Origin of the sequence: Acinetobacter sp. KAM396, from assembly GCF_021602765.1 — a bacterium.
GTDB classification, from domain to species: Bacteria; Pseudomonadota; Gammaproteobacteria; order Pseudomonadales; family Moraxellaceae; genus Acinetobacter; species Acinetobacter towneri_A.
In genome coordinates, this window is record NZ_BPPH01000013.1 from 1 (window position 1) to 19612 (window position 19612).

The 19612-nt window shown below is 41.9% G+C and carries 16 protein-coding genes; 9 read left to right on the forward strand and 7 right to left on the reverse strand.

The genetic code is table 11. From position 1 onward, the window contains the following. Positions 1-142: 142 nt before the first annotated feature. Positions 143-403, reverse strand: coding sequence for a sulfurtransferase TusA (tusA, locus tag L6C30_RS08330; protein WP_236162882.1), 261 nt, complete (start codon positions 401-403; stop codon positions 143-145). 198 nt (positions 404-601) lie between these two features. Between tusA and L6C30_RS08335 the strand changes: the two genes are divergently transcribed. Continuing rightward, complete coding sequence (locus L6C30_RS08335) at positions 602-1441, forward strand: CBS domain-containing protein (protein WP_019836047.1); 840 nt, start codon at positions 602-604, stop codon at positions 1439-1441. Next, entirely contained in the window at positions 1438-2994 is a 1557-nt protein-coding gene (gene lnt, locus L6C30_RS08340; RefSeq protein WP_230243944.1) for an apolipoprotein N-acyltransferase, read from the forward strand. The genes L6C30_RS08335 and lnt overlap by 4 nt, the downstream gene beginning before the upstream one ends. 122 nt (positions 2995-3116) lie before the next feature. Here the strand turns inward: lnt and gspG are convergent, their stop codons facing one another. Both gspG and gspF read right to left on the reverse strand, forming a co-directional pair. Further along, the gene (gspG, locus tag L6C30_RS08345) at positions 3117-3551 is read right to left on the reverse strand and encodes a type II secretion system major pseudopilin GspG (RefSeq protein ID WP_019836048.1); all 435 of its coding nucleotides are present in this window, start codon (positions 3549-3551) and stop codon (positions 3117-3119) included. Positions 3552-3627: 76 nt separating this feature from the next. After that, positions 3628-4833 carry a type II secretion system inner membrane protein GspF gene (gspF, locus tag L6C30_RS08350; RefSeq protein ID WP_230243943.1) on the reverse strand — a complete coding sequence of 402 codons (1206 nt, stop codon included), beginning with the start codon at positions 4831-4833 and terminating at the stop codon, positions 3628-3630. A gap of 151 nt (positions 4834-4984) precedes the next feature. Between gspF and L6C30_RS08355 the strand changes: the two genes are divergently transcribed. The 7 genes from L6C30_RS08355 to L6C30_RS08385 all read left to right on the forward strand — a co-directional run bounded on the left by L6C30_RS08355 (position 4985) and on the right by L6C30_RS08385 (position 12600). Next, positions 4985-7207: a primosomal protein N' gene (locus L6C30_RS08355; protein WP_230243942.1), complete on the forward strand. Its 2223-nt coding sequence runs from the start codon at positions 4985-4987 to the stop codon at positions 7205-7207. A 72-nt stretch (positions 7208-7279) separates the two neighbouring features. Next, positions 7280-9121, forward strand: coding sequence for a monovalent cation:proton antiporter-2 (CPA2) family protein (locus tag L6C30_RS08360; RefSeq protein ID WP_070154401.1), 1842 nt, complete (start codon positions 7280-7282; stop codon positions 9119-9121). Positions 9122-9171: 50 nt separating this feature from the next. Beyond that, positions 9172-10047: an Hsp33 family molecular chaperone HslO gene (gene hslO, locus L6C30_RS08365; RefSeq protein ID WP_070154399.1), complete on the forward strand. Its 876-nt coding sequence runs from the start codon at positions 9172-9174 to the stop codon at positions 10045-10047. Between the two features lie 245 nt (positions 10048-10292). Continuing rightward, positions 10293-10757, forward strand: coding sequence for a DUF2147 domain-containing protein (locus tag L6C30_RS08370; RefSeq protein WP_070154397.1), 465 nt, complete (start codon positions 10293-10295; stop codon positions 10755-10757). 309 nt (positions 10758-11066) lie between these two features. Further along, entirely contained in the window at positions 11067-11528 is a 462-nt protein-coding gene (locus tag L6C30_RS08375) for a DUF2147 domain-containing protein (protein WP_236162881.1), read from the forward strand. A gap of 382 nt (positions 11529-11910) precedes the next feature. Continuing rightward, positions 11911-12246, forward strand: coding sequence for a chaperone modulator CbpM (locus L6C30_RS08380; protein ID WP_026437978.1), 336 nt, complete (start codon positions 11911-11913; stop codon positions 12244-12246). A gap of 90 nt (positions 12247-12336) precedes the next feature. Beyond that, entirely contained in the window at positions 12337-12600 is a 264-nt protein-coding gene (locus tag L6C30_RS08385) for a YdcH family protein (RefSeq protein WP_070154393.1), read from the forward strand. Positions 12601-12890: 290 nt separating this feature from the next. Here L6C30_RS08385 and L6C30_RS08390 read toward each other — a convergent pair whose 3' ends face one another. The 4 genes from L6C30_RS08390 to recD form a co-directional block, all read right to left on the reverse strand. Further along, positions 12891-14129 (reverse strand): magnesium transporter CorA family protein, encoded by a 1239-nt coding sequence (locus tag L6C30_RS08390; RefSeq protein ID WP_236162880.1) that lies wholly within the window; start codon positions 14127-14129, stop codon positions 12891-12893. A 224-nt stretch (positions 14130-14353) separates the two neighbouring features. Further along, positions 14354-16441 (reverse strand): polyribonucleotide nucleotidyltransferase, encoded by a 2088-nt coding sequence (gene pnp, locus L6C30_RS08395; RefSeq protein ID WP_171257431.1) that lies wholly within the window; start codon positions 16439-16441, stop codon positions 14354-14356. A 259-nt stretch (positions 16442-16700) separates the two neighbouring features. Next, the gene (rpsO, locus tag L6C30_RS08400) at positions 16701-16970 is read right to left on the reverse strand and encodes a 30S ribosomal protein S15 (RefSeq protein ID WP_004975922.1); all 270 of its coding nucleotides are present in this window, start codon (positions 16968-16970) and stop codon (positions 16701-16703) included. A gap of 817 nt (positions 16971-17787) precedes the next feature. After that, complete coding sequence (recD, locus tag L6C30_RS08405; RefSeq protein WP_070154460.1) at positions 17788-19572, reverse strand: exodeoxyribonuclease V subunit alpha; 1785 nt, start codon at positions 19570-19572, stop codon at positions 17788-17790. Between the last annotated feature and the right edge of the window lie 40 nt (positions 19573-19612).

The window sequence follows — 19612 nt, forward strand, 5'->3', positions numbered from 1 at the left end:
GAGGTACGCCAACCAAGCGTTTAAATTCAGAATCTGAAAAACGGTTTAAGTTCTGATATCTCATGAAACTTAGATTGAGGTGGTTTTTACTTTCGCAAGAGATCTAATATAGTGTTCTAAAAATGCTGAGGCTGATTTTTGCCTATTCGCCTTTTTTCACCAAATAATGAAATTCTTTATTACCCTGCTCATCCAAGCGTTCTTCTTGCAATAACAACTCATGCCCCAAATGCATACAAAATTTTGGAATATCCCAAGACGTCGAATTGTCAGTTGCAAATACTTCAACCACATCGCCAGACTTAGATTTGCGAATGGCTTGATGCAACATCATCACAGGTTCAGGGCAACGCAAACCGCGAGTATTCAGTTGAATGCTAGGTGTGACAGGAATTTCAGACATGCACAGACTCGGTATTAAAACATCGCGCTAGTTTAGCATAAAGCGCAGCCTTGTTTTATGTGTTCCCCATACGCAAAGCAGCACATCTGCGTGACGTAATTGCCGTCATTTTCTACCAAGATTAGCAATAGACAACTGTATTTTCTAAGGTATGATTAAGCTAAGTTTTTTAGATATAAAGAGTCTTTAGGAAAGATCATGCACGAGGAATCAGGCCCATCGTGGGGTATGCGTGGCCTAAGAAAATGGTTAGGCACAGCACCAGAAACCCGCGATGAATTGCTAAAATTAGTACAAGATTCACGTCGTTTTTTAGAACCCGATACGGTGGCAATGCTCGAAGGTGTTCTGGATTTACCTGCCACCAAAATCCGTGAAGTCATGACCCCACGTACCACGATGATTAGCTTACAGGAAGATGATGAGCTACTCGATATTTTGCATGTACTGGTCGAATCGGCACATTCACGTTTTCCTGTGTTCTCATCTGATCAACCCGACAACGTGGTGGGGATTTTATTAGCCAAAGACTTATTGCCTTTACTGACCGAACAAAGCACTAAAGTTGATATACGTGCCTTAATGCGTCAGCCGTTATTTGTGCCTGAAAGTGCTCGTTCAGACCAAGTATTGCGTATGCTCAAAAATACCCAAACCCATATTGCGGTAGTAATTGATGAGTATGGCACCACTTCGGGCTTGGTTACTTTAGAAGATATTTTGGAAGAAATTGTCGGTGAAATTGAAGATGAACACGACAATATTGACGAAGAAGCAGAATACATTATCCCCGATAACGACCCAAAAACTGCAAATACTTGGTTAGTACAAGCACTTACACCAATCGAACATTTTAATAATGTTTTAGATGCAGATTTTTCTGACGATGAAGTAGAAACTGTGGGTGGTTTATTGCTTCAGAAAATTGGTTTGGTGAGTGATTTGCAAGGGCAAGTGATTGTGATTGGCAATTGGGAATTCACCATTCTTGAAGCAGATGCCCGCACTATTCATCTGATTCGAGCCGTACGTCAATGAGGACTTTTTTTTCCAAGCTGTCTAATCCTGCAGAACATCAACAACTACCCTTAATTTATCCATTAATCATTGCTCTATTGGCGGGTTCAGTGTTTAGTTTTGCACTTGCTCCCTATCATTATTGGTGGATTGCCTTACTTTCTCCCGCTTTACTGTATGCGACCTTAAGCAAACGCACCCCGAAACAGGCCTTTTTGATTGGTTGGTCTTATGGGATTGGACTGTGGTTTGTCGGGGTTTTTTGGCTCTACACCTCTATTCATGTCTATGGCGACACCAATGCCTTTCTAAGCGTACTGATGATTGTCATTATGGCGCTGTTAATGGGGTTATTTACTGCCATACAAACTTGGTTGTATCGTCGATTTTTCCCTGAAACACCCCTGACTTTTGCACCGCTCTGGGTGTTGTTTGAATGGGCAAAAACTTGGGTCTTTACAGGTTTTCCGTGGCTGTTTGCAGGTTATGCTTTCACTGAACGCTTTTTGGATAGCTATGCACCACTGTTTGGTATTTTCGGCGTGTCTTTTGCGGTCATTCTACTGGCCTGTGCGTTGGTTGAAGTCCTTAAAAAGCGTATCTTCTGGCTGATTCCATCGGCAATTTTACTCTTGGGTGCATGGGGGGCAGCGCAGATCAGTTTTGTAACTGCAAAATCTGAAAAGCCGCTCTCGGTTTCTCTGATTCAAGGTAACATCCCTCAAGACTTAAAATGGCTCACCGAATACCAAATCAAGACCTTGGAAATTTATACCCGCTTAACCCGAACTGAATGGGGACGCGATATTATTGTCTGGCCTGAATCGTCCATTCCAATGTTCCAGACCGATATTGAACCGTTTTTGGATGCCATGAAAACACAGGCTGAAAAAACAGGCAGTTCGTGGGTGACGGGTATTCCGTATTGGGACTTGCCTGAATCACAAGTGCAGCAACATCCCATGTATTACAACAGCATTATGGCAACGGGAGATGCGGCAGAAGGATTATATAAAAAGCAACGTCTGGTGCCTTTTGGCGAATATATTCCGCTTTCAGGTTTACTCAGCTGGGTATTGCCTGCGATGCAAAATGACCCATCCATGAGTGGCTTCTCACGTGGCGCATCTGAGCAAAAACCACTCGCAATTAAGCAGCATCATTTGGGGGCAGCCATTTGTTATGAAGTGGCTTATCCAAACCTAACCCGTCGCAATGCAAGCAAAAGTGACTTTTTGGTAACAGTCTCCAATGATGCTTGGTTTACGGGTACTGCAGGGCCATTGCAACATTTACAAATGGTACAAATGCGTGCCAAAGAAAATGGACGTTGGTTTATTCGTGCCACCAATACAGGGGTGACCGCATTTATTGACCATCATGGACATATTGTCAAACAAGCGCCAATGGATCAGGAGTTTGTGCTGCGTGGTGATCTGCCTGCCATGCAAGGTCAAACGCTGTATACTCAACTCAGCGATTGGCCTGTGTTGATTTTTTCATTGCTGTTGTTAATTCTAGGGTGGATTTATCGACCACGTCAGGTAGATGTATCGTTTAAATCACGTCGTTAATAGTACTGTTCAATAGTGCTTAGAAATGACCATTCTTAAAAAAACCGAGCGCTTAATGCTCGGTTTTTTTATGGAAACTCACTAAATCAGGATATACAGATTCAGCCCATCTTCCATTTCCATTAAGGCTGATAATAAATATCGGCATCGGTGCCTTCACCACCTTGCTGACCATCTGCACCAAAAGAATACAAGTCAAACGGACGACCTTCTGAACCTGGAATCACATATTGAATGTCATTGTCCCAGCTGTCTTTCGGATAGCCTCCTTTCACATAACCGCCTGGCAACCAGTTTTTAGCCGAAGCAGGCTGATTCACCAAGGCATCTAAACCACCATCTTGCATAGAGGGATATTTTTGATTATCAAGTTTGTATTGATCGAGTGCGCCAGCCACACCTTTTAAGGTAATTACCGTGGTATCGACTTTGGCTTTTTCACCACGTCCCATTACATTCGGTACGATTAAAGCCGCCAACACACCTAAAATTACAATCACCACCATGACTTCAATCAGGGTAAAACCTGACTGTTTGCTCGATTGCTTCTGTTTCATTCCATCTCTCTCATTTATTGATATCAATTCGACATTTATTTTAGATTCTGTTTGAAGAACGATGCTTCAAAACGATTTAAATCATATTGTTCATATTCACAATTGGCAGCATGACCGCAATCACAATCACCAATACAATACTCGCCATCAGTATCAACATCAACGGTTCCAAGAGTGCCAAAAGAGTGGAAATAAGCGTAGTCACTTCACGGTCTTGCATGTCTGAAGCACGTGACAGCATACGGTCTAACTCGCCCGAAGCTTCACCACTTTTGATCATTTGTACCATCATCGGTGGGAAATAACCACTACGCTCCAATTGCGTCGCCAAGTTACCACCTTCGGTGACTTTTTCTGCCGCCAAATTGACCGCATCTCGAATGACCCAGTTGTTACTGACCGCAGCACCAATTTTTAGCGCATCCACCAAAGGCACACCCGACTGAGTCAAAATAGACAAGGTACTGGCAAAACGCGCAGCATTAATCCCACGTGATAATTTTGCAAATAACGGCAACTTTAAGGTTAAACGGTCAAAGGCATAATGCCCTGCGGTGGTGCGTAAAAAACGCGCCAACAACAATACTCCGACCACAGAAACCACCAGTAAAAACGGCCATGCAACACGGATAAAGTCACTGGCTTTCATTAATGCCACGGTGATCCACGGCAAGGCGTCTTTACTTTGATCAAAGGTTTTAACAATATCGGGTACGACATAGGTCATTAAACCCATCACAATCGCAAAAGACATCAGCATTAAAATAATGGGATAAATCATCGCCCCTTGAATTTTTTTCTGCATGGCAAAGCGGTTTTCGGTGTAATCTGCCAATTGTTCCAAAATTAAATCCAAATGCCCCGAACGCTCGCCTGCGGCAATAGTGGCAATATATAATTCTGGAAAACGCCCCGATTGTTGTAAAGCATTGGCCAATGAATAACCTTCCAATACTTTGGAACGCACCGACATTAGTAAATTTTGCACATGGGCTTTTTCACTTTGTTTACCCACAGCACGAACGGCTTCTTCTAAAGGAATCGCAGCAGCCACCAAAACCGATAACTGACGGGTTAGTAAAGCCAAATCATAGGCTGTGATTTTTTTCTTAAACCACTGTTTACCACTGTGTTTATCTTTTTGTTCAACGGCATCAACACTGACAGGAATCCATTCTTTGTCGCGTAATTGCTGACGGATTTGTCGTGCAGAATCACCCTCTAAAACACCTTTTTGCTGCTTCCCTGAAGCGTCAATGGCCGTAAATTGATATGCTGGCATTGTAATGCTCTAATTTTCCAAAATTTCTTGCAACGCGGTTGCGTCTGACCACTAAAATCATTCATATTCTTAGATATAAATTCTGTGCTCACTCTAACACATGCCAAAGTCGAGCACGAAGCCATTTTCACAGGACGATACGACTTTTTCTATGCCAGATTCAACTTTAGACCGACAGCCTGTTTATCGTATTCGAGTGGCTGTGCCCGTGTATCTTTACGACTGCTTCGATTATATGCTCAGTGCAGCTCAATATCAGCAAGCAGAAGTAGGCGCGCGGGTCTTGGTTTCTTTTGGTCGGCAAAACTTGGTCGGGATTATTGTCGAAAAACTAGCACTCGATACTCCAATTGATCCACGTTTTAAACTCAAAGCCATTAGCGAACTGTTAGATGAGCAAGCGATTTTAGACCCTAAAGTTTTAACTTTGTTGACATGGTCGGCACAATATTATCAATTCCCGATTGGTGAGGTGATGCAAAGCGCCTTGCCAAGTTTATTGCGCCAAGCCAAACCCTATAATTTATTGGCACGCACTTGGAAATTATTGGATGCACATGCCGAAGTCAAAATTACACGTTCGGAAAAACAACAACAAGCCTATAAAATTTTAAAGCTGCATCCTTCAGGCACTTCTGAAAATATTTTAAATTTGGCAGGTATTGAAACTGCAACTCTAAAAGCCTTGGCAAATAAAGAAATTTGCGCATGTGTTTTGGAAGCCCAAGATTTTAGCCCGATGCCCGTGACTTTGGCGCAAATGCCTTTAACCCCTAATCCAGATCAGAAAAAAGCAATTGACACTGTACTTAAAGTACGACAGCAATATAAGGCATTTTTGCTAGATGGTTTAACGGGCAGCGGCAAAACTGAAGTGTATTTGCACATCATGTATGAGGTGCTGAAACAGGGCAAACAGGTGTTGGTGTTAGTGCCTGAAATTGGTCTAACGCCACAAACCATTAGCCGTTTCCAGTCACGTTTTCATTGCCACATTGCCCTCTTACATTCAGGTTTAAATGATTCCAAGCGTTTGCAGGCATGGCAAGCCGCTCAAACGGGTAAAGCCTCAATTATTTTAGGTACACGCTCAGCCATTTATACCCCATTGCCAAATTTAGGCTTGATTATTTTGGATGAAGAACACGACCTGTCTTTTAAACAGCAGGAAGGTTTTCGCTACCATGCTCGTGATGTTGCGCTCTATCGTGCCCATCTGGAAAATTGCCCCGTTATTTTAGGTTCGGCGACTCCAAGCGTTGACAGCTATGCCTTAGTCGATCAAGGTAAAATGCAATGTCTGGAGTTAAATCAACGTGCTGGCACGGCACTCATGCCCAAAATCCACTTGATTGATTTAAAAATTGCCAAAAAACAGCACGGTATTAGCCAACAATTGATTGATGAAATCAAAAAACGTCTGGCCAAAAAAGAACAAGTCTTGGTGTTTTTAAACCGACGCGGCTATGCACCTGTGCTGATTTGTGAAAGCTGCGCATGGCAAGCCAAATGCCCGAATTGTGATGCCAACTTTACCTTGCATCATCAACCTTATACGCATTTACATTGCCACCACTGCGGTACAATTCATCGTAAACCTGAGCAATGCCCTGCCTGCAACCATACAGAACTCAAACCAATTGGCATGGGCACTGCAAAAGTCGAAGACAGTTTAAATGAGCTGTTTCCAACTGTAGACGTCATTCGGGTAGATCGGGACTCGACCAGCCGAGTAGGAAGTTGGCAAAAAATTTATGACCGCATCCAACGCAGTGAACCGCTAATTTTATTGGGCACGCAAATGCTGGCCAAAGGGCATCATTTTCCGTATGTGACCTTGGTGGCAATTTTAGATATTGATTCAGGCTTACTTAGTGTGGATATTCGCGCACCTGAACGCACAGCTCAACTGATTGTGCAAGTGGCGGGACGTGCAGGGCGTGGTGAGCATAAAGGTGATGTTTATTTGCAAAGTGTGCGTCCCGATCATCCACTTCTCACGACATTAGTCGAGGGAGATTACCGCAAGTTTGCCAAACAAAGTTTAAAAGAACGCAAAGCTGCACAATTACCGCCTTATCGTTACAGTGCTTTGATTCGTTGTGAATCTAAAAGTCAGGAATTAAACCAGCAATTTTTACAACAACATGCACAATGGCTTAGAGAACATTCAGAACAATTAATTGAAATTTGGGGACCGATTCCTGCGCCAATGGAGCGTAAAGCAGGACGTTTCCATGCACATATGGTGTTGTTGTCTAAAGATCGGGCACGCTTACATTTTTATATCAGGAACTGGTGGCAAAATATGTTGCATGAAAAGCCATCCAGCATGAAACTAAGTTTAGATATAGATCCGCAAGAATTTAGCTAATACTGTAAATTGAAACTTAGCTGTATCAGCACTTATTTCAATAATCCACCGCTTTAAACTTTGGATGACCACATGTCCTTATTGTTACAAATAACCATTTTTCTAGGCGCTTCATTGGTTTTGGTTCCCTTACTAAAACGCTTTGGTATTGCGACCGTATTGGGCTATTTGTTTACAGGCATTTTGCTAGGGCCTAGCGTCTTCAATATTGCCAGCGACCCCGATGATATTCAGGAACTGGCAGAATATGGTGTGGTGTTCCTGATGTTTATTATTGGCTTAGAACTGCGTCCACAACGGCTGTGGGAAATGCGCAAGCCCATTTTTGTTTTGGGTAGTTTACAGGTCGGCATCACGGGTATTCTACTTGCAATCTTGGCTTTTTTTGCCTTACAGCAAGGCATTGCCTCAAGTGTGGTGATCGGTTTTGCACTGGCACTTTCGTCTACGGCCTTTGTGCTACAAATGTTGCAAGAAAAGCAGGAACTCAGCAGTAGTTATGGACAACAATCCTTTTCCATTCTGCTATTTCAAGATATTGCTGCCATTCCATTAATTGCCATTATTCCCATGTTGGCAGGTGCAGAATCGACCCATCATGGCATTGCCTATTTTGCTGCGATCATCGCGACCTTTAGTGGTCTATTCTTATTTAGTCGTTATCTCATGCGTCCATTTTTTCGCTTTGTGGCCAAAAGTGGCGCACATGAACTGATCACGGCTGTCGGGTTGTTCATTGTGCTTGGCGTGGTCAGCATTATGGATGTACTGGGCATTAGCACCACCTTAGGCGCATTTTTAACAGGCGTCTTGTTGGCAGATTCCGAGTTTAGACATGAGTTAGAAGCCAGTATTGCCCCATTCAAAGGCCTATTACTGGGCTTATTTTTTATGACAGTCGGGATGAGTACGGAACTAGCAATCTTAATGAATACCCCTTGGCTGATTGTGGGCGGTGCATTGCTGCTCATGCTCATCAAACTGATTAGCCTCACGGCCATTGCCCGCTATTTCCAATATTCTTGGCGCAATAGTTTATTGTTGGCGACTTGCTTGGCACAAGGCGGTGAGTTTGCCTTTGTGGTCCTCAGTGTCGCACAAAGTGAAAGTGTGCTCAGCCAAGCCATGCTGCAACCCCTGACCTTAATTGTGACTTTATCGATGGTGCTGACCCCAATTTTATATTGGTTGATGAGCAGTCAAATTATCCCCCGCCTAGAACGTGAAAAAACGCCTGAATATGACGAAATTCCCGATACACATCACCCTATGATTATTGCGGGTTTTGGTCGTTTTGGACAAATTATTGCCCGTGTGGCGTACTTGCAGCATCTGCACTTTACTGCCATCGACAGCAATATGGATAAAATTGATTTCGTGCGAAATTACGGCGGTAAAGTCTATTATGGCGACGCGACTCAACCTGAAATTTTACGTGCCGCAGGCATCGAGCATGCCAAAATCTTTATTCTCGCGATTGATGATATTGAAGATTCAATGAATGTGGCACGACATATTCGCCTGAATTATCCAGCTCTAAAATTATTGGTACGCGCCCGTGATCGGCATCATGTGCATTTATTGCGGGATTTGGGCGTCAACTATATTTGGCGTGAAACGTATTTATCCTCTTTAGGCATGGCTTATCAGGCTTTACGTGATTTGGGTATTAATGAAGAAGATGCATATAAAAGTATTGAGCTGTTCCGTGATTATGATGAACAACTCTTGGCACAACAGCAGCACATATATACCGATGAACAAAAAGTGTATGAAACCCATCGTAACGCTTTGGCCGAACTAGAACACCTGTTTGAAAGTGATGCACAAAACCGTGAAATGCCCTTGGGTGTCGATTTAAAACGTGGATTGCATAACGGTCATATAGATGTAACACGTGATGCAGCAAACTGACTTGTGTTTTACAATATTGCCACCATTAAAACAGGGTTATGGAGAATTTTATGTCTGATTTACGCCAACGCTTTTTTATTGAAGATAGCCCTGTTCGTGGTGAAGTAGTTCATCTCGAAGAAACTTTGCAAACCATTTTGAAACAACGTGATTATGTGCCTGCGGTACAAGTGTTGTTGGGAGAAATGCTTTGTGCCACTGCCCTGCTAGCCAGTACCCTAAAAATTAAAGGGCGTATTAGCTTACAAATTCAGGCATCTGGGACATTTAAATGGGCCATGGCGGAATGTAACCACTTGGGTGAAGTTCGTGCGTTGGCAGAGTATGAAGAAGACCCACGCTTTTTACATGCTGAAGACAGCAGCACCGTCCTGAAAAGTTTGGTCAGTCCTGTGTTGTTTATTAATATCGAACCTGAATTTGGTGAGCGTTATCAAGGTATCGTGCCTTTAGACAAAGCCAATTTAGCTGAATGTTTAATGCAGTATTACGATTTATCTGCACAAATTCCAACCCGTATTGTGTTGGCAAGCAATGCCGAACGTGCGGGCGGTTTGCTCATTCAATTGTTACCGCGTAACAGTGAAGAAGAACAACAACGGGTCGATGAAGATTTATGGCCACGCGTGACCATGCTGACAGAAACCTTAAAAGCAGAAGAATTAACTGATTTAGATGTCAATGAAATTTTGTACCGTTTATACAATGAAGAACAAGTCCGTTTGCCTGAGGTGGAAGCCTTGCGTTTTGGTTGCACTTGCTCCAAAGAACGCTGTGCCAATGCATTAATTCAAATTGGTGTTTCTGCGGTAAGGGAAACTTTGGAATACCAGAATCCAATTACTATGGATTGCCAATTCTGCAGCACACAATATAGCTTTAGTGCCGAAGAAGCCTTGGGTTTATTTGGAGAACATCTCAGCTAAATTGCATGATCGAATGCCATGATTAATATGTGATGCAATCCAAAAAACTCAATAAAAATGAGCAGTCCATTTTGCTCATTTTTATTTGCCTGATGGCCATCTTCAAAACCTATTATTTTTTATTTTTCATGTAATTAATTTCATAAAACTTTCATACAATTAAAAAAAATACCGCATCAATAGGGTATCAGTAATCCTATATTTTTTATGCCATTAGGCTGCTTCTTCTGTGGGATATTGACTTTATGAACACCCAATTCTTCTCTCGTTTAGCATTCATCAGCGCGATTTACTGTTCAAGTTTAGCTTATGCCGCCAATGCAGACCCACTTTTAGGCAAGTGGAAAACATTAGACTACCGCACGGATTTTTCATTGTCTGACGTGATCATGAGTCAGGATAAACAAGGCGCGTATGCCGCTACAATTATAGAACTCAGTGCAGTTCCTTGCGCGCCGCGTTTGGAAAATTGCACACTCTGCACGTGTAAAAATAAAGATAAGCCGCTGTTAGGTTTTGTTCCATTAACTCACTCAAAAGCTACGCCAAGAAATACAATTGAATTTTATGAAGGTGATTATTTAGACCCACGTACTGGTAAGCAATATAAAACTCGCGCTCGCTTAAGCAACAGCGGCAAACATTTGACCCTCTCCAATGTAGACCTTGCCACCCATGCCAGACATAAAATGACGTGGGTGAAATATTAAAAGCTCACCTAATCACAAAAATTCAGTCGCGTCACGCATCACCAATACCGTTGGCTAAAAGCACAGATGAAGCAAAAATTTAAGCCAATAGGACTCTTCCTTCCAGAATCACCATCTCAGCTCTGCGTCATTTAGAATATTTTGTAAATGCAAACGCTTGTATTTTAAATTTTCACTAAAACTCTAATTGCATGCTTATTGCACCTTTTTAATGATCAATTTGCGTATTCGGATTTTTCTTGTTATAAAGCACAAAATAGAATTTTTACTCTATTCTTTTTTAATACTTAACATGTCTGGGGAACATTAATGAAAAAAAATTATAAAGGGATTTTAGCAGGGCTAATGTTAGCCGCGCTTTCTGGTCTGAGTTTTGCTCAAAGTGACCCTCTTATTGGTAAATGGAAAACCATTGATGATCGCACAGGTTATTCACGTGCCGATGTCGAAATTCAGAAAAAGCCAGATGGTACTTATGAAGGCATTATCGTGGAAACCCGTAATATTCCAGGTGCTGAAAAAATGGTGATTTGCAGCAATTGCCCAGGTAAGTTAAAGAACACACCTTTTATTGGCTTGCCGTTTATTTGGGGTTTTAAACAAGATCCCAAAAACCCACGTGAATTTATCCAAGGCCATGTTTTAGACCCAATTGGCGGTAAAGTTTATAAAGGTAAAGCACGTTTAAACGCTAACGGTAAGCGTCTAACCTTACGTGGCTATGTAGGTGTTTCGGTGATTGGCCGCAGTGTGACATGGGTAAAATACTAATTCCTTAAACTAAGATTTTGATTTATAGGGTTCTTATTCAAGAACCCTTTTTATTGCTAAATTTTGAAACAATCATTTTTAACACCACATCACCGTTCAATCCAAATAATTGAAATAAAGGATGGCATTGAACAAAAAATAGACTAATATCTATAGAACATCTATACGCATAAGCCAAATCAGCGCATCAATATAACAGACCTGAGCACAGCAAAGGATTGGCTGAATTTCACCAAAGCAATACAAATAACTGATTCTATTACAGCGCATACAGGCTAAATTAAAGAGAAGCGCTTATTGGATATCTACCAATTATTGATGTAAAGCAATCCCTCATTTCATGCGAGCCAACTCGTTTGAATTCGATCAGAAGGAGTATGCCATGACCACTATTTTATATCGTGAAATCACTTCAGACGGACAACACACAGAAATTATTGAAGAATTTAGTCAGTTAGATTTAAAAAAATTTGCCGAAGCTTGCGGGCAAAGCCCTGAATGGGTCTTACAACTTTTAGAATATGACATCCTGCCTTCCCGCCCTGCCGAACGTATCCACCAATTTTTTGGTGAAGATGTCAGTCGTGCACGCCAAGCTTATCGGCTGCAACGTGATTTCGACGCTAGTTTTTCAGCTGTTGCTATGATGCTTGACCTGATTGATGAAGTGCAAAAATTACGCAAACAAGTTAAACATCTAAGTTTTCAACATAGTTAATCCTCACGCTCTAGCTCTGTGCTTCATCACCTTGCTGGAGCGTTTTTCTTTTTATGCCCGTAAATTTATTTGATGAGAATGATCGACACAATGAAAACCAAAGACTGCAACAAGAAGATTAAAAATATGTTTCCTGAGTTTCGTGATTTAATTCAGGGATTACGCGACAGCAATCCACATTTTTCAAAAATTTTTGAAGATCACGAACAGCTTGACCGTGAAATCAGCCAGTTAGAGCTTGATCCTGTGCATCAAATTAATGATGACATTGAAGCACTGAAACGCAAAAAATTAAGACTGAAAGATGAAATGTATCATTTGCTGCGTCATGCACAAATTGATCAGTTGGCTTAACACACATACAGATCTGAACTGCAAATCCTCATACAATCAAATACAGGACACAGCAAGAAAAAGCAAAACAAGATGGCGTATTTAAACCCGAAACCCGTGTTCAAAGACCATTCAAAAATCTGCCATCTTGAGCTTAATATCCGCAATCTCGTTCAATCTGTGGATAAGCTTATCAGCCCTATGGATAACTCTTGAGCTCTGTGGACAACTTTTGCGATGAATGACCTTGTGATATCTCTATCGGATACAAAACTTTATCTATTACCATATCTGCAAGTTGAGCTTCTGAATTATTTAAGTTTAGTCAGTTTTTCGACTTCCTTTAAAGTGCCTTTCACGGTTTGCTTAATGGGTTCATAGTCTAAAAACCAAAATAAGCTCATGTGTTGATCGCTATGTTGTTGCGCCAACATATCAATCACACTTTTTTCACCCCGCCCCACCATGTGACGTCGATAGAAATAATACAGCAACAGTAAAGTGGTCATAATCATTACACCCAGCATAATCCAAAAGGCCTGTGCATGTTTTAAACCTGGCATAAACTCAAAGTTCATACCATAAATACCTGTGAACAAAGTCAAAGGTGCAAAAACTGCGGTAATGATGGCTAAAATCCGCATATTTTCATTGGTTTGGTTGGCAATGGCAGAAAAATGCAGATCAATTGCTGTTTGCACTGCAGAACGTAAGCGAATGGTATGCTTTTGAATTCGTTCAATATGACTGGTCAAATCATCCAAACGTACCAAAATAATATCCTGTCGTTCATTACGTTTTTTTCCACGTAAATGTGGGTAGTTATCGACAATTTCATCACGCAGCTCCTGCAAGGCTTCAATTTGCTCTTCACATAAATTTTCAACTTGCTGAAACGCCATATTTTCTTGCAGCAATTGATGCCAACGGGTAAAACGACGATGCCCCTGCAACAACTCTTGTTGCCAATATTCCACACGGCGGGTCAGTGGCATACGAATATCCAAATAATCATCCGCCACCAAATTCAGTAAACGCAAGGTTAAGTCTAACGGTGATGCTGCCAATTTACGTGCTTTATTCTGTTCTTCAATCGGACGTTGTACCGCAGCTTCCACACGTGACAAATAGCTTTCTATGACTTTATTGCCCTGTTCCCGCACCGTAATCAAAATCTGCGGTGTCATAATAAAGCTCATCGGCGTAGTAGCCAGTCCAAAAACCCGTTCATGTTTTTCCCCGACTTGCTGCCCTGTTGCTATACAGTCTTCAGGTGTGATCAGTTTTCGAAAAATCAATAAGTCATAATCATCTAAAGTATCAAACCCACAAGGATGCTCTATATTTAAAATATCGCGCACATGATATTCATTAAGGGATAATTGACTGAGTTGAAAAATCTCGTGGTGCCACTGTTCTGCTCGGTTAAGCACATCATCACGGGTGCAATCAATCCAGATAAATTCAGGTTCAAGCCCTTCAATTGGCTGTTTTTGCACATAAATATTGGTTTTGTGATTGGTATGCAGATAAAAATAATAACTTTGCATCGAACGGGCACTCTATTTTCAGTTTTCTTGTACGGTTTTTTGAGATTTTAAGACGTATTCAGTTTAAGCCTGCATCAGGCTTCTTTTCAAATACAGGCTGTAATTTATACCGCTTTTCATGTGACCAAGATGGTTTTTGTACGGTGCAACAAAATTTTTAGCATAAAAAACCCGCATTCAGATTGAATACGGGTTTTTGACCATTTCAGATCATCAACACAGCATTACGCTTGTTCGATGTCTTTCATGGTTAATTTGATACGACCACGGTTGTCTACGTCGGCAACCTGTACTTTCACTTCCTGACCTTCTTTCAACACGTCTGCAACATTGGCAATACGCTCATTTGAAATTTGAGAAATGTGAAGTAAACCGTCAGTACCTGGCAGGATATTGACGAACGCACCGAATTCCACAATACGGATCACTTTACCTGTGTAAATTGTACCTGGCTCGATTTCAGCAGTTAAAGCCTGAATTTTTGCAACAGCAGCTTGCGCAGCAGCTTTGGTTTCACCAAATACGCGCACTGTACCGTTGTCTTCAATATCAATTGCCGCTTTCGTTTCTTCTGTAATTTGGCGGATAGTTGCACCACCTTTACCAATTACGTCACGAATCTTGTCTGGGTTGATGTTGATCACTTGGAATGTAGGCGCATGCATTGAAATTTCTGGACGCGCACGTGAAATCACTTGGTTCATTGCATTTAAGATATGCATACGACCTGCATAAGCTTGGTTTAATGCAACTTCCATGATTTCTTCAGTGATGCCTTCAATCTTGATGTCCATTTGCAGCGCAGTAATACCGTTGGCAGAACCTGCAACTTTAAAGTCCATGTCGCCAAGGTGATCTTCATCACCCAAAATGTCAGAAAGCACAGCGAAACGCTCGCCTTCTTTCACTAAGCCCATTGCGATACCCGCAACTGGTGCTTTCAATGGAACACCTGCATCCATAAGTGATAACGATGCACCACAAACAGACGCCATAGAAGATGAACCGTTAGACTCAGTAATGTCGGATACAATACGAATCACATACGGGAAGCGATCTGCTGCAGGAAGAACTGCTTGCACACCACGACGTGCCAAACGACCATGACCAATTTCACGACGTTTAGGGCCAGATTCACGACCTGTTTCACCTACTGAATATGCAGGGAAGTTGTAGTGCAACATGAAGTTGTCAGTTTTAGTACCCGATAAGGTATCAACCATCAAGGCATCACGTGTATTACCTAAAGTGGTGGTAACCAAAGCCTGAGTTTCACCACGGGTAAACAATGCAGAACCGTGCGCACGGTCTAGAACGCCAACCTGTACGTCAAGCGCACGAACGGTTTTGGTGTCACGACCATCAATACGTGGTTTACCAGACAAGATGTTGTCACGTACGGTACGGTATTTAAGATCTTCAAAGAGTTCGTTCAAGTCATCTGCAATGCCAGTTTCGTCATTTTCAGGAACGAATTGCGCAACTGCTTCTGCTTGAAGTGCATCTAATGCAGCATAACGGTCTTGTTTGATCGCAATGGTGTACGCTTCAGAAATTTTTGCTTCAAACGCTTCTTTTAGTTTTGCACGAAGGTCTTCGTTTTTCTCTGGAGCAGTCCAAGTTGACTCAGTTGCACCTGCAGCCGCAGCAAATTCTTTGATCGCTTGAATCGCGATTTGCATTTCGTCATGACCGTAAAGCACTGCGCCTAACATTTGGTCTTCTGAAAGTTCTTTTGCTTCAGATTCAACCATCAATACAGCAGATTCTGTACCTGCAACCACAAGGTCAAGGTCAGATTGCGCCATTTGTTCAAAGTTCGGGTTAAGCACGTATTCGCCGTTGATTAAACCCACACGCGCCGCACCAATTGGGCCACGGAACGGTGTACCTGCAATTGCAAGTGCAGCAGACGTACCTAACATTGCAGCAATGTCAGCTTCCATGGTTTTGTCAGAAGATACAACAGTCGCAGTAACTTGAATTTCGTTGTAGTAACCTTCTGGGAACAACGGACGAATTGGACGGTCAATTAAACGTGAAATTAAAGTTTCTGCTTCAGAAGCACGGCCTTCACGCTTACCATAACCACCTGGGATACGACCTGCAGCATATTGTTTTTCTTGATAGTTAACAGTCAGTGGGAAGAAATCTTGACCCGCTTTTGCTGTTGGTTGAGCAACCACTGCAACCAATACAGTCACGCCACCCATAGTAATCATTACCGTGTTGGCTTGACGCGCTACACGACCAGTTTCCAGTACAACTTGGTGCTGACCAAATTGGAATTCTTTACGAATAATATTAAACATCGACATGTTTTATTTTTCCTAGTTCTTGTGAACAATTATTCTCGTGGAGACCCCTAAGGTTTGGCATTCACAATACAATTTTTAGGTAAATGACAAAGCTTAGAAGCCGACCTCACTCGAATGAAACACGAATTTTAAACACAAAGAAGGAGCGAATCATTCGCCCCTTCCACTGATCTAGCCACGGCTAGATATACTTTAGTTTTCAGTAATACAGCATTCAACATGCAATAGTCCGAAAATAAAAGCTTAAATCGAATTAACGACGTAAACCTAAAGCAGCAATCAATGCGCTGTAACGAGTCACATCTTTGCCTTTAAGGTAGTCAAGTAACTTACGACGTTGGTTAACCATACGGATTAAACCGCGACGGCTATGGTGGTCGTGTTTGTGCTCTTTGAAGTGACCTTGTAAGTCATTGATTTGAGCAGTTAAAAGCGCTACTTGAACTTCTGGTGAACCAGTGTCGTTTTCAGCACGAGCAAATTTAGCAATGATCTCTGCGCGATCTGCGTTTGTTAAAGCCATTCGATTTCTCCGAGATGCTTAATAAAAGATTTGATACCGATCAATTGATTGCTCAATTGACTGCCGTGCATCACTACAGCAAGGGCATCATTTTAAGGCAAAAACGTTCCGATTGCAAAACAGAACGACAAACACGCGCTTTAAATTTTTTAGATGTCTCAAAAAAATATGATTTATGCTAAGGGAATACTCATCATGTTAGATATAAAGTATCCAAGGAAAATAAATATACAATTGTATATCATTGATAATGCGTCACATTTTGCCAACTACTTTTCATCCACTGGAATATTTTGCCCTTAAAATAAAACAGCCCGAGCAGAGCTCGGGCTGTTTTTGCGCTGTAGTTTCTTGTCTTGTTATTCTTATTGTTTTGTTTATTGTAGTTATTTGCGCGTTTTCGCGTCTTTTTCTCTGAACATTCCTGTTCTGGGTTTCACTTCCTTGTGTGGTAGATTTTGCCATAATACAAAAGTCAAAGAAGTCGTATTTCTCGTATCTACTTGTAAGCTTTTTCTTACACCAGCTAAACTTTGTCTGTATTGTACAAGTCAACAAAATCTACAGACATAAAAAAGCCCTGTAGTCTCTCCCAAAACTACAAGGCTTAGCGGCTGTAAGTTTCCTCTTTTCACTCACGTCCTGTAAGTTCGCTGTCGATCGACAATTATCATTATTATTCTGCGATTGTGCTCAAAATCCTTATTGAGCTTTTTGTGTGAAGTCATCTTCTCAAAAAGTTACTGAAATCTCTATGCGCAAATTTCTCGAATCAATGTAAGCTATTTCGTACAAAGCCACCCATTGCTTATTTTTCTTAACAATTTAAAACGTCATCAATTCTGGCTAACAAACCACTGCTACGACGGGTGCGAATAGTCAAAGCTTGCTGCAAAGCTTGTACATCGACCAACAAACTCACCACTTTTTTAGCACGGGTAATGGCAGTGTAGATCAGCTCCTTACTCAGCAAGTTTTTTGCCGAAGCGTCTAACACCACAGCGGTATGAGTAAATTCAGAACCTTGCGATTTATGAATGGTAAGCACAAATGCAGTTTCAATATTCTTAGGCAGGCGAGTTGCAGGCACCCATTTGTTTAAGCTTGGAAAATACACTTCAAACTGGCGCTGATCATGCTGCGCTCGCATAAAACAGATGCCAATATCACCATTCGACAACCCCAGTTGATAATCGTTATAGGTCATCATGACGGGGCGTCCTACATACCAGTCACCATGTTTTGTTTGTTTTAACTGTTGCAACAAGCGTTTTTCAATTTGCACATTCAGTTGTTTCAGACCTAAATGTCCATGACGAATTGCGGTTAAAATACGGTAATCATCAAATACATTCACGACATCTGTAACATACGCTTGAAATGTTGTACTGGATTGTTCTAAGCCCAAGGTATGTGCTTTTAATACCGCCACATAAGCCTCATAACCATACATCAGCTGATCATAATAACCATCCAAATCTGTTGCAGACATTGGACTGCCTTGACTAGGTAGATATTGAAGCTGAACTTCATCGACCTGTATTTGTGCTAAATTGATTTTGCGCAACTCGGTTGCAGCAACTACCTGTTGTTCAAACTCAGCCAAAACCTGTGCAAGGGAATGCTCTTGCTGAATGAATTTGGCCATTGCGCCAATTTTAGCCCCTTCGGTAAAACGGCGTGTAGTGACTAAATTGACACGGTTATTTGCGAGTTCAGGCACTTGCTGTAAATCGGCCAATACCTTACCAACATCGACTGAAGCCAGTTGATTAGCATCACCCAACAGAATTAAACGCGCCTGCGCAGGAATAGCGGCCAATAACATCTGTGACAGGCTTAAATCCAACATCGAAGCTTCATCAACCACAATCACATCATAAGGTAAAGGCTGTTTGGCGTGAAAGCGTGGCTTGCCTGTATTGCCCAAGCCCAATAAACGATGCAAGGTCACAGGTTGTAATTGACGCAAGGCATCGACATTAAACGCTTGTAAAGCTTGACTATTTAAAGCATTTTGCAAGGCTTCCTGCATCCGCTGTGCCGCCTTGCCTGTAGGAGCCGCCATCGCAATTCGAATATTGGGTAAAGCTTGATTGAGCACCGCAATAATATGCGCCAAAGTATAGGTTTTTCCTGTACCTGGCCCGCCTGTAATAATGCTCAAACTTTGAGTTGCCGCAGTTTGTAACGCTTTTTGCTGCTGTGGATCTTGCAATAAATTAAGCTGATCGGTTTGTAATTCAAATGACAAAGGTGCCTGCGCCTGAATCCGTAAAATATCGTTGGCGACCTGATGTTCCAGTTTCCAGTAGCGATACAAATACAAACGCTGCCCGTCAAATACAAATGGCGCAATTTGTGGATCAGGATTTAAAGCGCCGCGCTGCAAGTTCATGTGCAAATGCTGCAATGCCGCCACTTGTTCTGCAGTTGCAGGAATACAGCTATCGCCTTGCTCAATGGCATCGAGTACCTGTTGCATCAAAATTTGTGCTGAAGCATCAAAAGCGACATTCCTAAACGGCTGCTGACACAGGTAATTCATCCACGCCTGCATTGGGGTTTGCTCTGAATTTAAGTGAATATGCTTGTTTTCCACACAGTTATCCTCAAAGTTATCCACAGGATAAGCAATTGTT

Coding starts and splice junctions, on each gene's coding strand:
- tusA (WP_236162882.1), bottom strand. CDS start 403: ATGTCTGAAATTCCTGTCACACCTAGCATTCAACTGAATACTCGCGGT.
- L6C30_RS08335 (WP_019836047.1), top strand. CDS start 602: ATGCACGAGGAATCAGGCCCATCGTGGGGTATGCGTGGCCTAAGAAAA.
- lnt (WP_230243944.1), top strand. CDS start 1,438: ATGAGGACTTTTTTTTCCAAGCTGTCTAATCCTGCAGAACATCAACAA.
- gspG (WP_019836048.1), bottom strand. CDS start 3,551: ATGAAACAGAAGCAATCGAGCAAACAGTCAGGTTTTACCCTGATTGAA.
- gspF (WP_230243943.1), bottom strand. CDS start 4,833: ATGCCAGCATATCAATTTACGGCCATTGACGCTTCAGGGAAGCAGCAA.
- L6C30_RS08355 (WP_230243942.1), top strand. CDS start 4,985: ATGCCAGATTCAACTTTAGACCGACAGCCTGTTTATCGTATTCGAGTG.
- L6C30_RS08360 (WP_070154401.1), top strand. CDS start 7,280: ATGTCCTTATTGTTACAAATAACCATTTTTCTAGGCGCTTCATTGGTT.
- hslO (WP_070154399.1), top strand. CDS start 9,172: ATGTCTGATTTACGCCAACGCTTTTTTATTGAAGATAGCCCTGTTCGT.
- L6C30_RS08370 (WP_070154397.1), top strand. CDS start 10,293: ATGAACACCCAATTCTTCTCTCGTTTAGCATTCATCAGCGCGATTTAC.
- L6C30_RS08375 (WP_236162881.1), top strand. CDS start 11,067: ATGAAAAAAAATTATAAAGGGATTTTAGCAGGGCTAATGTTAGCCGCG.
- L6C30_RS08380 (WP_026437978.1), top strand. CDS start 11,911: ATGACCACTATTTTATATCGTGAAATCACTTCAGACGGACAACACACA.
- L6C30_RS08385 (WP_070154393.1), top strand. CDS start 12,337: ATGAAAACCAAAGACTGCAACAAGAAGATTAAAAATATGTTTCCTGAG.
- L6C30_RS08390 (WP_236162880.1), bottom strand. CDS start 14,129: ATGCAAAGTTATTATTTTTATCTGCATACCAATCACAAAACCAATATT.
- pnp (WP_171257431.1), bottom strand. CDS start 16,441: ATGTTTAATATTATTCGTAAAGAATTCCAATTTGGTCAGCACCAAGTT.
- rpsO (WP_004975922.1), bottom strand. CDS start 16,970: ATGGCTTTAACAAACGCAGATCGCGCAGAGATCATTGCTAAATTTGCT.